The 12,328-nt window shown below is 60.5% G+C and carries 10 protein-coding genes; all 10 read right to left on the minus strand.

The features are described from left to right. Nucleotides 1–10: 10 nt before the first annotated feature. The 10 genes from CCGE525_RS19815 to sdhC all read right to left on the minus strand — a co-directional run bounded on the left by CCGE525_RS19815 (nucleotide 11) and on the right by sdhC (nucleotide 12,157). Complete coding sequence (locus tag CCGE525_RS19815; RefSeq protein ID WP_120705771.1) at nucleotides 11–2,995, minus strand: 2-oxoglutarate dehydrogenase E1 component; 2,985 nt, start codon at nucleotides 2,993–2,995, stop codon at nucleotides 11–13. Nucleotides 2,996–3,168: 173 nt separating this feature from the next. Continuing rightward, nucleotides 3,169–4,071 carry a succinate--CoA ligase subunit alpha gene (sucD, locus tag CCGE525_RS19820; RefSeq protein ID WP_120705772.1) on the minus strand — a complete coding sequence of 301 codons (903 nt, stop codon included), beginning with the start codon at nucleotides 4,069–4,071 and terminating at the stop codon, nucleotides 3,169–3,171. 6 nt (nucleotides 4,072–4,077) lie between these two features. After that, the gene (sucC, locus tag CCGE525_RS19825; protein WP_120705773.1) at nucleotides 4,078–5,274 is read right to left on the minus strand and encodes an ADP-forming succinate--CoA ligase subunit beta; all 1,197 of its coding nucleotides are present in this window, start codon (nucleotides 5,272–5,274) and stop codon (nucleotides 4,078–4,080) included. 27 nt (nucleotides 5,275–5,301) lie between these two features. Further along, a complete protein-coding gene (gene mdh / locus CCGE525_RS19830) occupies nucleotides 5,302–6,264 on the minus strand; it encodes a malate dehydrogenase (protein WP_028751288.1) in 963 nt (320 codons plus the stop codon). Nucleotides 6,265–6,444: 180 nt separating this feature from the next. Beyond that, a complete protein-coding gene (gene zapE, locus CCGE525_RS19835) occupies nucleotides 6,445–7,608 on the minus strand; it encodes a cell division protein ZapE (RefSeq protein ID WP_120705774.1) in 1,164 nt (387 codons plus the stop codon). Nucleotides 7,609–7,671: 63 nt separating this feature from the next. Continuing rightward, on the minus strand, nucleotides 7,672–8,187 hold the full coding sequence (locus CCGE525_RS19840) for a protease inhibitor Inh/omp19 family protein (RefSeq protein ID WP_120705775.1): 516 nt from the start codon (nucleotides 8,185–8,187) through the stop codon (nucleotides 7,672–7,674). Nucleotides 8,188–8,630: 443 nt separating this feature from the next. Then, nucleotides 8,631–9,410 (minus strand): succinate dehydrogenase iron-sulfur subunit, encoded by a 780-nt coding sequence (locus CCGE525_RS19845; protein ID WP_120705776.1) that lies wholly within the window; start codon nucleotides 9,408–9,410, stop codon nucleotides 8,631–8,633. Between the two features lie 17 nt (nucleotides 9,411–9,427). Further along, entirely contained in the window at nucleotides 9,428–11,284 is a 1,857-nt protein-coding gene (sdhA, locus tag CCGE525_RS19850) for a succinate dehydrogenase flavoprotein subunit (RefSeq protein ID WP_120705777.1), read from the minus strand. A 7-nt stretch (nucleotides 11,285–11,291) separates the two neighbouring features. Beyond that, on the minus strand, nucleotides 11,292–11,672 hold the full coding sequence (gene sdhD / locus CCGE525_RS19855; RefSeq protein ID WP_120705778.1) for a succinate dehydrogenase, hydrophobic membrane anchor protein: 381 nt from the start codon (nucleotides 11,670–11,672) through the stop codon (nucleotides 11,292–11,294). An 86-nt stretch (nucleotides 11,673–11,758) separates the two neighbouring features. Further along, entirely contained in the window at nucleotides 11,759–12,157 is a 399-nt protein-coding gene (gene sdhC, locus CCGE525_RS19860) for a succinate dehydrogenase, cytochrome b556 subunit (RefSeq protein ID WP_120705779.1), read from the minus strand. Nucleotides 12,158–12,328: the final 171 nt, after the last annotated feature.

The following is a 12,328-nucleotide window of genomic DNA, read 5'->3' on the forward strand; positions in this document are numbered from 1 at the left end:
GGATCATGCCTTAACCGCCGAGCGCATCCTCAAGGAATGCAGCGAGCTGCGCCAGATGCTTGGACATCAGGCCGGTCGCCGGAGAGGCAGCAGCCGGGCGGCCGGTATAACGAACCCGCTGATACTTGGCATCGATATGGGCAAGCACCCATTCCAGATAGGGATCGATGAACGACCATGCGCCCATGTTCTTCGGCTCTTCCTGGCACCAGACCATTTCCGCATTGCGGAAGCGGCTGAGCTCGTTGATGAGCGCCTTGGCCGGGAACGGGTAGAGCTGTTCGATACGCAGCAGGTAGATATCGTCGATGCCGCGCTTCTCGCGCTCTTCGAGCAGGTCGTAATAGACCTTGCCCGAGCAGATGACGACGCGACGGATCTTGTTGTCCTTCTGCAGCTTGATCGGGCCGTCCTTGATGACTTCCGCATCGTCCCAGAGCAGGCGATGGAAGGAGGTTTCCCCCGCCATTTCCGGCAGGCCCGACACTGCACGCTTGTGACGCAGCAGCGACTTCGGGGTCATCAGGATCAGCGGCTTGCGGAAGTCGCGCTTCAACTGACGGCGCAGGATATGGAAGTAGTTTGCCGGCGTCGTGACGTTGGCAACCTGCATGTTGTCTTCGGCGCAGAGCTGCAGATAGCGTTCAAGGCGGGCCGAGGAGTGTTCCGGGCCCTGACCTTCATAGCCGTGCGGCAGCAGGCAGACGAGGCCCGACATGCGCAGCCACTTGCGTTCGCCCGATGAGATGAACTGGTCGAAGACGACCTGCGCACCGTTGGCGAAGTCGCCGAACTGAGCTTCCCACAGGGTCAGCGCATTCGGACGTGCGAGCGAATAACCGTATTCGAAGCCGAGAACTGCCTCTTCCGAAAGCATCGAGTTGATGACTTCGTAGCGGGCCTGGGTCGGCGACAGGTTGGCGAGCGGGATGTAGCGCTCCTCGGTTTCCTGATCGTAGAGAACCGAATGACGCTGCGAGAAGGTGCCGCGTTCGCAATCCTGTCCAGACAGACGGATCTTGTGGCCCTCGACCACGAGCGAACCGAAAGCGAGCGCTTCCGCCATCGCCCAGTCGATGCCCTCGCCTGTCTGTACCATGCTGGCGCGGTTTTCCATGAAGCGCTGGATGGTGCGATGCGCATGGAACCCGGCCGGGATTTCCGAAAGCTTCCGGCCGATGTCCTTCAACGTCTTCATCGGCACAGCAGTTTTGCCGCGGCGCTGCTCGTCGGCATTGTCGGCCGTGTGCAGGCCCGACCATTCGCCGTCCAGCCAATCGGCCTTGTTCGGCTTGTAGGACTGGCCGGCATCGAACTCCTGTTCGAGATGGGCGCGCCAATCGGCCTTCATCTTCTCGACTTCGCCCTCGGTCAACACGCCTTCGCCGACCAGCCGGTCGGAGTAAAGCTGCAGCACCGTCTTGTGGGCACGAATGACCTTGTACATCTTCGGCTGCGTGAAGGACGGCTCATCGCCTTCATTGTGGCCGTAGCGACGATAGCAGAACAAGTCGAGGACGACAGGCTTGTGAAACTTCATGCGGAATTCGGTAGCGATCTTGGCCGCATAGACCACAGCTTCCGGATCGTCGCCGTTGACGTGGAAGATCGGCGCTTCGATCATCTTGGCGACGTCGGACGGATAGGGCGACGAACGCGAGAAGGCCGGATTGGTGGTGAAACCGATCTGGTTGTTGATGATGACGTGCATCGTGCCGGCGACGCGGTGGCCGCGCAGGCCCGACAGGCCAAGGATTTCAGCAACCACACCCTGGCCGGCGAAAGCGGCATCGCCATGGATCAGCAGCGGCACGACCTTGGCGCGCTCGGTGAGCGGAATGATGTCGCCGTCCCAGACGGTGGCGCTCATGTCCTGCTTGGCGCGGGCCTTGCCCATGACGACCGGGTTGACAATCTCGAGATGCGACGGATTGGCCGTCAGCGAGACGTGCACCTTGGTGCCGTCGAAATCGCGATCCGAGGAGGCGCCGAGATGGTACTTGACGTCGCCCGAACCTTCGACCTCGTCCGGCGCGTAGGAACCGCCCTTGAACTCGTGGAAGATCGCGCGATGCGGCTTGCCCATGACCTGGGACAGCACGTTGAGGCGGCCGCGGTGGGCCATGCCGAACACGGCTTCCTTGAGGCCAAGCTGGCTGCCGCTCTTCAGAATCTGCTCCAGCGCCGGGATCAGCGATTCACCGCCGTCGAGGCCGAAACGCTTGGTGCCCTTGAACTTGACGTCGAGGAACTGCTCATAGCCTTCAGATTCGACGACCTTCTGCAGGATTGCCTTTTTGCGTTCCGCGCTGAAGGCAATACCCTTGTCGACGCCCTCGATGCGCTCCTGAATCCAGGCCTTTTCCTCCGGGTTGGAGATATGCATGAATTCGACGCCGAGGGTCGAGCAATAGGTGCGCTCAAGGATTTCCATCATTTCGCGCACGCTCGCATATTCGAGGCCGAGCACGTTGTCGATGAAGATCTTGCGGTCGAGGTCGGCCTCGGTGAAGCCATAGGCTTCCGGCGACAGCTCCTTGTAGTCCTCGACCGGGGCGGCGATGCCGAGCGGATCGAGCTTGGCGTGCAAATGGCCACGCATGCGATAGGCGCGGATCATCATGATGGCGCGGACGGAATCGCGCGTCGCCTGCAGGATGTCGGCTGTGTCTGTCGGCTTGCCAGCGGCTTCGGCCTTGGCTTTCACCTTGGTCTCGATAACCTTCTCGACGACGCCCCAGTTGCCGTCGAGTGCGGAGACAAGCTCGCCGTTCGCCTGGATCGGCCAGTTCTTGCGCTGCCAGGAGGCTCCCTTGGCCGCCCTCTTCACATCATCCGGACTGTCTTCCAACGCCTTGAAGAACGACCGCCACTCGTCGGATACCGACGACGGGTCGTCCTCGTAGCGCGCATAAAGCTGCTCGATGTAAGCAGCGTTGGCGCCGTCCAGGAACGAGGTAATCTGAAACTGCTCGTTGGCTTCTTGCCTTGCCATGGTGATATGCGGACGCTCTTGTCCGCCTCCCGACTTGTTTGCTTTGCCGGCTTATGGAAATCCGGCGACCATATTTGCTCGCGATCCTCGGACCGCATGTCTGCTTCTAAAATTCGAAAGCCGGACGGGATATGCGGATGCCGCTGCCCGTCCGGATCTTGCTACAGGTAGGATCAGCCCTTCAGGACTTCCACCAGCGTCTTGCCGAGACGCGCCGGCGACGGCGACACGCGGATGCCTGCCGATTCCATCGCAGCGATCTTGTCTTCAGCACCGCCCTTGCCGCCGGAGATCACGGCGCCGGCATGGCCCATGGTGCGGCCGGGAGGCGCCGTGCGGCCGGCGATGAAGCCGACCATCGGCTTCTTGCGGCCCTTCTTGGCTTCGTCCTTGAGGAACTGTGCGGCGTCTTCTTCCGCCGAACCGCCGATTTCGCCGATCATGATGATCGACTTGGTCTCGTCGTCGGCGAGGAACATTTCCAAGATGTCGATGAATTCCGTGCCCTTGACCGGGTCGCCGCCGATGCCGACAGCCGTGGTCTGGCCGAGGCCTTCATTGGAGGTCTGGAACACGGCTTCGTAGGTCAGCGTGCCCGAACGCGAGAGAACGCCGACCGAGCCCTTCTTGAAGATGGAGCCCGGCATGATGCCGATCTTGCATTCGTTCGGCGTCAGGACGCCCGGGCAGTTTGGTCCGATCAGGCGCGACTTCGACTTCTGAAGGCGATCCTTGACCTTGACCATGTCGGCAACCGGAATGCCTTCCGTGATGCAGACGATCAGCGGGATCTCGGCTTCGATCGCTTCGAGGATCGCAGCCGCAGCACCTGCCGGCGGCACGTAGATGACCGAGGCGTTGGCGCCGGTCGCGTCCTTGCCTTCGGCGACGGACTTGAAGATCGGCAGCTTTTCGCCGTCCTTGCCGGTCCAGGTTTCACCGCCCTTGGAGGGGTGGATACCGCCGACCATCTTCGTGCCGTGATAGGCGAGCGCCTGTTCGGTGTGGAAGGTGCCGGTCTTGCCGGTCAGGCCCTGAACGAGAACCTTGGTGTCTTTGTTGATGAGGATCGACATCTTGCCTCAGGCTCCCTTGACTGCCTTGACGATCTTCTGGGCGGCATCGTCCAGGTCATCGGCCGAGATGACATTGAGACCGGATTCGTTGATGATCTTCTTGCCGAGCTCGACGTTGGTGCCTTCGAGGCGAACGACGAGCGGAACCTTCAGACCGACTTCCTTGACGGCTGCGAGTACGCCTTCGGCGATGACGTCGCACTTCATGATGCCGCCGAAGATGTTGACCAGGATGCCCTGGACAGCCGGATCGGCAGTGATGATCTTGAAGGCGGCAGTAACCTTTTCCTTGGAAGCGCCACCGCCGACATCGAGGAAGTTCGCCGGCTCTGCGCCGTAGAGCTTGATGATGTCCATGGTCGCCATGGCAAGACCGGCGCCGTTGACCATGCAGCCGATGTTGCCGTCGAGCGCGACGTAGGCCAGGTCGTGTTCGTGAGCCTGGATTTCCTTCTCGTCTTCTTCCGTCGTGTCGCGCAGTGCGCGGATGTCGTCATGACGGAACAGCGCGTTGCCGTCGAAGGAGACCTTGGCGTCGAGAACGCGCAGGTGACCGTTGGTCATGACGATCAACGGGTTGACCTCGAGCAGGGCCATGTCCTTTTCGACGAAGGCCTTGTAGAGGATCGGGAAGAGCTTGGCGGCGTCTTCGCGGGCAGCGCCTTCGAGCTTCAGCGCATCGGAAAGGGCAGCCGAATTGGCAGCCGTGACACCGGCCGACGGGTCGATGTCGACGGTGATGATCTTTTCCGGCGTGTCGTGCGCGACGGTCTCGATGTCCATGCCGCCTTCCGTCGAAACGACGAAGGCAACCTGGCCGACAGTACGGTCAACCAGGATCGAGAGGTAGAGTTCGCGATCGATATCGGCGCCGTCTTCGATGTAGAGGCGGTTGACCTGCTTGCCGGCCGGGCCGGTCTGCTTGGTCACCAGCGTATGGCCGAGCATTTCCTTGGCGTTGGCAGCGACGTCCTCGATCGACTTGGCGAGGCGAACGCCGCCCTTGGCGTCGGGGCCGAGTTCCTTGAACTTGCCCTTGCCGCGACCGCCGGCATGGATCTGGCTCTTGACCACATAAAGCGGGCCTGGAAGCTGTTTTGCGGCGGCTTCGGCTTCATCGGCGGAGAAGATGGCAACGCCGTCCGCGACGGGTGCGCCATAGGTCTTCAGCAGCGCCTTGGCCTGATATTCATGAATGTTCATGGATTTATCCCTATTGGAACGCGGAAATTACTTCAGCGACGGCGCGATGGTCGCGCAGGCTTCGCAGAGGCCAGCGACGGCTGCGACCGACTTGTCGAAGGCTTCCTTCTCGGCCTTGTTCAGGTCGATCTCGATGACGCGCTCGATGCCGCCGGCGCCGATGACCGTGGGAACGCCGACATACATGTCCTTCACGCCGTACTGGCCGGAAAGGTAGGCGGCGCAGGGCAGAACGCGCTTCTTGTCCTTGAGGTAGGATTCAGCCATCGCGATAGCGGAAGCGGCCGGAGCGTAGTAAGCCGAACCGGTCTTCAGGAGACCGACGATCTCGGCACCGCCGTCACGGGTGCGCTGGATGATTTCTTCGAGGCGTTCCTTGGTGACCCAGCCCATGGTGACGAGGTCGGTCAGCGGAATGCCTGCAACGGTGGAGTAGCGAGCGAGCGGCACCATCGAGTCGCCGTGGCCGCCGAGAACGAAAGCCGAAACGTCTTCGACCGATACGTTGAATTCCTTGGCAAGGAAGAGGCGGAAGCGCGACGAGTCGAGCACGCCGGCCATGCCGACGACCTTGTTGGTCGGAAGGCCCGAAAACTTCTGCAGAGCCCAGACCATGGCGTCGAGCGGGTTGGTGATGCAGATCACGAAAGCGTCGGGGGCATATTTCTTGATGCCGGCACCGACCTGTTCCATGACCTTGAGGTTGATACCGAGAAGATCGTCGCGGCTCATGCCCGGCTTGCGGGGAACGCCGGCGGTGACGATGCAGACGTCAGCGCCTTCGATCGCGGAATAGTCGCTGGCGCCGGTGAGATTGGCGTCGAAGCCTTCGACCGGCGAAGACTGAGCGATGTCGAGACCCTTGCCCTGGGGGATGCCGTCCGCGATGTCGAACAGGACGATGTCGCCCAGTTCCTTCAGGCCGGCGAGATGCGCCAGCGTGCCACCAATCATGCCAGAACCAATAAGTGCGATCTTGTTGCGCGCCATTTCGGTGTATCCTTTGCGATCAAAATCCGTGGCGGGACACCTTGCAAGGCATCCACCATTGCCGCCAATCGCATAGACCCAAAGGCCGAAATTGGCAATTGATTATTTTGAGATCAGGAATTTCAATCGGTTAGATCAATAATGTCTTACGTAAACGTAAGACATTATGTCACCAAATTGTTACTCGGCGGCGCGCTTTCCGTGAGTCTGGGCAAGATATTCCGCACTGCGCATTTCGAAAAGTCGCGATGCCGTGCGGTCGAACTCGAAGCCTTCCGTACCGCGCCGTTCGATCAGAAGATCCTCCGGCATCGCCTCAGCCGAAACATAAAGCCGGACGGCATGATCGTAAAGCGTGTCGATGAGGATGATGAAGCGCTTGGTTTGGTTGCGCTTTTCCGGCCCGAGCTTCGGCACGCGATCGATAAAGATCGTATCGAACCGGTTGGCGATGGCCAGGAAATCGGCCGCACCCAGTGGTGCCTCGCAGAGATCGGCAAAGGAGAACCGCGCCATGCGATCGACGGCGAGTGGCACGTGGATAGAACGTCCCTTCATCGGAATGTCCAGCGGCTGTGCCTTGCGCCCATGCAGAACCTGTGTCCACGACGCATCCATCGCCATATCGGTGCGCTCGTTGATCGGTATCAGATAGACCGGCTGGCTGTTCAATTTCTCCAGGCGGTAGTCTGTCGGTGAATCCAGCGTGACGATATCGACATACCGCTTCAGGAGATCGATGAAGGGCAGGAACAGGCCGCGATTGAGGCCGTCGCGATAGAGATTGTCGGGCTCGACATTCGATGTGGCGACCAATACGCAGCCCAACGAAAACAGCTCGGAAAACAGCCGCGACAGGATCATCGCATCGGCGATATCGGTCACGGTGAATTCGTCGAAGCAAAGCAGTTCCGCCTGGCTATAAAGGTCGGCTGCAACCGGTGGCACCGGATCGGCCTGCTTGGTCTCGCCGTTCTTGAACTTCAGCCGGTGCGCGGCGATGCGGTTATGCACATCGGCCATGAACTCATGGAAATGCGCTCGGCGCTTCCTGCTGCATGGCGCCATCGCGAAGAACATATCCATCAGCATGGTCTTGCCGCGCCCGACACTGCCATGGATATAGAGGCCACGGACGATCTCGGCCGGCTTCTTGCGCGCGGCAAACATCCAACCGAGCGCGCTCGATTTGGTCGCCGGCCGCTTCCGCTTAAGAGCGGCAAGCACATGATCGAGGGATTTCGCCACATCCATCTGCGCCGAATCCACTTGAAGTGATCCGGAAGCCGTCAGCGCCTTCAAATGTTCGACGACGCTGATGGAATAGTCGGGCATGGGCTGCATGGGGAGATACCCGCCTGTGCAAGAGGGAAGCAACCAGATGGCCCAACCGCTTCAAAAAGGCTTTTATCGGCTGAGGCTCAGCGGCTGGCCGGACGCCGTGGAGCCGTCGAAACGCGAATCGGCCGTCTTGTAGAGCGAGCCGATCTGGCTGCCGTCACGGTTCTTGAGGATGACCTGCTTGCCGGAAACTTCCCACGAGCCCATGGTCGTCAGCTCACCCGCACAACCACGCGTCCCGCCGCGCGAGCCGCTGCCGAGATTGGTGAGCGTCAGGAACATGTCGCAGCTCGATCCGCCGTTGCTGACCTTCCAGCTGCCGACCATGGATTCCTTGGTCACGTCCTGCGCCGAAGCGGCCATCGCCTGCTGTTGCTGCGGATTGGCCGCATTGGGCGTATTCGTCGGTGCCGCCGGAAACTGCGAAGCGCCGGCGGTGGGCGGAAGCTGGCTGGATTGGACAGAGGGAACGGGCTGAGCCTGCAGTGGCGGGGGAGAATAATCGTCGTTGTATGCTGTGCGCTGGCAACCGGCAAGCGACAGACCTATCGCCGCAGCCGTCACTGCATATCTGAACTGCATCATCACACTCCTAATTATTTGTCCACCGCTGACATTTGCAAAGTGATGCTCAATGATGAGGGAATTAGCGTATTTCACTTTGGTTAATCAAGTCGATACCGCCACAAATTGGCGGAAGCCATTGCTGGACAAGAATCGGGTAGTTTCAAGGCGTCACCCGGCGAACCTCATCCAGATAGAAATGATCGGCAAATTCCTGCACCCGCTCATCGCACTCTCCGCCCTAACGGGGGCTTGTTTGAGAAATCGCAATAGCGTGCAAGCGAGGCCAATAAAAATTCCGTGAGCTGCAGCGGCGGCAGGCGTTTGCCTATCTCGCGAGTCTGCTTCTTAACCGCGAGCATTTTGAGGCATGATCCCGCTCCGGTCTGATATGAACGAAGCGGCGATCACTATGGTCAGGTCCTTATGACCCGCGGCACAGACGAACGATCGTCGGCGGGTCAGATCCGCCGCTCGACCATCATCTTCTTGATTTCGGCGATCGCTTTGGCCGGGTTCAGACCCTTGGGGCATGTCTGGGCGCAGTTCATGATCGTGTGGCAGCGGTAGAGGCGGAACGGGTCCTCGAGATTGTCGAGACGCTCGCCCTTGGCCTCGTCGCGGCTGTCGATCAGCCAGCGATAGGCCTGCAGAAGAACGGCCGGGCCGAGATAACGGTCGCCGTTCCACCAGTAGCTCGGACAGGAGGTCGAGCAGCAGGCGCAGAGAATGCACTCGTAGAGGCCGTCGAGCTTCAGACGATCCTCGTGGCTCTGCTTCCATTCCTTCGCAGGCGGCGGCGAAACCGTCTTCAGCCAGGGCTCGATCGAGCGGTGCTGCGCGTAAAAATTCGTCAGATCCGGCACGAGATCCTTGACGACGGGCAAATGCGGCAACGGATAGATCTTCACCGTACCGTTAATCTCATCCATGCCTTTGGTGCAGGCGAGCGTGTTGGTGCCGTCGATGTTCATCGCGCAGGAGCCGCAAATGCCTTCGCGGCAGGAACGGCGCAGCGTCAGCGTCGGATCGATCTTGTTCTTGATGTAGAGCAGCCCGTCGAGCACCATCGGGCCGCAATCGTCGACGTCGATATAATATGTGTCGATGCTCGGGTTCAGGCCGTCATCCGGACTCCAGCGATAGACGCGGAATTCGCGCGTATTCTTCGCGCCCGCCGGCTTCGGCCAGACCTTGCCTTCGCGCATCTGAGAGTTCTTGGGGAGAGCGAGTTCAACCATAGTCAGTTCCTCTCAGATCAATACACGCGTGCCTTCGGCTCGATCTTGTGCGGATCGATGCCTTCAGCAATCAGTTCGGTATGAACGGGGCGATAGTCCAGCTTGACGTCGCCCGCTTCGTTGATCCAGGCGAGCGTGTGTTTGCGCCAGTTTTCGTCGTCGCGGCCGCCGAACTTGCCTTCGGTGTAGTCCTCGCGGGCGTGCGAGCCGCGGCTTTCTTTGCGGGCTTCGGCGCCGTAGATCGTCGTGATGGCGTTGGCCATCAGGTTGTGCAGTTCCAGCGTTTCGACGAGATCGGAATTCCAGATCAGCGAACGGTCGGTGACCTTGACGTCAGGCAGTTCCTTCCAGATTGCCGAGAGGCGGCGGCAACCGGATTCGAGCGATTCCTGCGTGCGGAACACGGCGGCGTCTTCCTGCATTGCGCGCTGCATCTTTTCGCGCAGGGCCGCCGTCGGCGTTCCACCGCTAGCATGGCGCAGACGGTCGAAGCGCTCCATGATTTTGTCGCAGGCAGCAACATTGAGGGCCGGAACCGGGCTCGCCCGGTCGATAACCTGACCGGCACGGATGGCGGCGGCGCGGCCGAAGACCACAAGGTCGATCAGCGAGTTGGAACCGAGGCGATTGGCGCCGTGCACCGAGGCGCAACCGGCTTCGCCGACGGCCATCAGGCCCGGCAGAATGCGCTCCGGATTGTTGCCGTCGGCGTTCAATACCTCACCCCAATAGTTCGTGGGGATGCCGCCCATATTGTAGTGGACGGTCGGCAGGACTGGGATCGGCTCGCGGGTCACATCGACGCCGGCGAAGATGCGCGCGCTCTCGGAAATGCCCGGCAAACGCTCGTGCAGCACGGCCGGATCGAGATGGTCGAGGTGCAGGAAGATGTGGTCCTTGTTCTTGCCGACGCCGCGACCTTCGCGGATTTCCAGCGTCATGCAGCGCGAAACGACGTCGCGCGATGCAAGGTCCTTGGCGGACGGCGCATAGCGCTCCATGAAGCGCTCGCCTTCGGAGTTGACGAGATATCCGCCCTCGCCGCGCGCGCCTTCGGTGATCAGACAGCCGGAACCGTAAATCCCGGTCGGATGGAACTGCACGAATTCCATGTCCTGGAGCGGCAGCCCGGCGCGGGCAACCATGCCGCCACCGTCGCCGGTGCAGGTATGGGCCGAGGTCGCCGAGAAATAGGCGCGGCCGTAGCCGCCGGTCGCCAGCACCACCATCTTGGCGGCGAAGCGATGGATCGTGCCGTCGTCCAGGCACCAGGCGACGACACCGGTGCAGCGGCTGCCGTCATCGGACATGATCAGGTCGAGCGCGAAATATTCGATGAAGAATTCGGCGTTGTTGCGCAGCGACTGGCCGTAAAGCGTATGCAGGATAGCGTGGCCGGTGCGGTCGGCGGCGGCGCAAGTGCGCTGCACCGGCGGGCCTTCGCCGTAATTCTGCATGTGGCCGCCGAACGGGCGCTGATAGATCTTGCCTTCTTCGTTGCGCGAGAATGGCACGCCATAATGCTCGAGCTCATAGACCGCCTTCGGCGCTTCCATGGTGAGATACTGCATGGCGTCGACGTCGCCGAGCCAGTCGGAACCCTTGACGGTGTCGTAGAGATGCCACTGCCAGCTATCCGGCGTCATGTTCTGCAACGAGGCGGCGATGCCGCCCTGGGCTGCGACCGTATGCGAGCGGGTTGGGAATACCTTAGTGATGCAGGCGGTGCGGAAACCCTGCTCGGCCATGCCAAGCGTGGCACGCAGGCCCGCGCCACCGGCGCCGACGACGATCACGTCATAGGAGTGATCGACATATTTGTAGGCTTTCCCGTTCTGAGCGGGCCCATTCTGAGCGGATGAATTCGGTGCCATCTTACAATTATCCTACGAACGCGATCTTCAGAATGGCGAAGAGACAGAGCCCGGCCACGAAGATCGCGAAGAATGTGTTGAGCATGAGAAGGACGATTTTGCCGATCTCGCTGTGGACATAGTCCTCGATGATGACCTGCATGCCGATCCGCATGTGAATGACGCCGGAGATCACCATCAGACCCATGATGACGGCGACGAGCGGATTCGACAGTGCATGCACGACATCCGTATAGGGAGCGCCGGCATAGATCATCAGGAAGATGACGAAGAAGATGATGAGCGGAACATTGGCGACGGCGGTCAGACGCTGACGCCAGAAATGCTCGGTGCCTTCCTTGGCGGAGCCGAGGCCGCGGACTTTGCCCAAAGGGGTGCGCATATCCATGAGAAATATCCTCTAAAGCGATGATCTCGAACCGAAGGACCGCGAAACGAAAAATGGGAAGCGGCTTTCGGACAAGACCATGCCAATCAAATCAGCCGGATGACGATGCCGACGATCCAGACCAGCGCGGTAAGACAGAGCGAACCGACGAGCGTCGCCTTGGCCATCTTGGTCGAGACGGCGGGGTCGAAGCCGTATCCGAGGTCCCAAATGAAATGGCGGAAGCCGCCGAGCATATGGTGCAGCAGCGCCCAGGTGTAGCCGAGCAGAACGAGCCGGCCGATGATCGAACCCATGATCCAGTTGACCAGCTCGAAATAGCCCTGGCCGGTCGCCGCCGCGATCAGCCACCAGGCGACCAGCAACGTGCCGAAATAGAGCGCACCGCCGGTGATGCGGTGAACGATCGACATGACCATGGTGGGAATGAGCTTGTAGACTTGCAGATGCGGCGACAAGGGCCGGTTTTGTGTGACGTTCGCCATCAGAACCTCGCGGCGTTACGATACGCTTCGATCCCGGATCTCTCCGGGGCAACACACCTGGAGAAATGCAGTGTGCGTTGCATCAATTGCGACCATTAATCACGGAAAGGCATGTCGACAAGCACAATTGCAGTCTGCCTCGAATTTAATCGATTCGGATCGCGCAACACC

Source organism: Rhizobium jaguaris (assembly GCF_003627755.1).
Lineage (GTDB): Bacteria > Pseudomonadota > Alphaproteobacteria > Rhizobiales > Rhizobiaceae > Rhizobium > Rhizobium jaguaris.

Coding starts and splice junctions, on each gene's coding strand:
- CCGE525_RS19815 (WP_120705771.1), bottom strand. CDS start 2,995: ATGGCAAGGCAAGAAGCCAACGAGCAGTTTCAGATTACCTCGTTCCTG.
- sucD (WP_120705772.1), bottom strand. CDS start 4,071: ATGTCGATCCTCATCAACAAAGACACCAAGGTTCTCGTTCAGGGCCTG.
- sucC (WP_120705773.1), bottom strand. CDS start 5,274: ATGAACATTCATGAATATCAGGCCAAGGCGCTGCTGAAGACCTATGGC.
- mdh (WP_028751288.1), bottom strand. CDS start 6,264: ATGGCGCGCAACAAGATCGCACTTATTGGTTCTGGCATGATTGGTGGC.
- zapE (WP_120705774.1), bottom strand. CDS start 7,608: ATGCAGCCCATGCCCGACTATTCCATCAGCGTCGTCGAACATTTGAAG.
- CCGE525_RS19840 (WP_120705775.1), bottom strand. CDS start 8,187: ATGCAGTTCAGATATGCAGTGACGGCTGCGGCGATAGGTCTGTCGCTT.
- CCGE525_RS19845 (WP_120705776.1), bottom strand. CDS start 9,410: ATGGTTGAACTCGCTCTCCCCAAGAACTCTCAGATGCGCGAAGGCAAG.
- sdhA (WP_120705777.1), bottom strand. CDS start 11,284: ATGGCACCGAATTCATCCGCTCAGAATGGGCCCGCTCAGAACGGGAAA.
- sdhD (WP_120705778.1), bottom strand. CDS start 11,672: ATGGATATGCGCACCCCTTTGGGCAAAGTCCGCGGCCTCGGCTCCGCC.
- sdhC (WP_120705779.1), bottom strand. CDS start 12,157: ATGGCGAACGTCACACAAAACCGGCCCTTGTCGCCGCATCTGCAAGTC.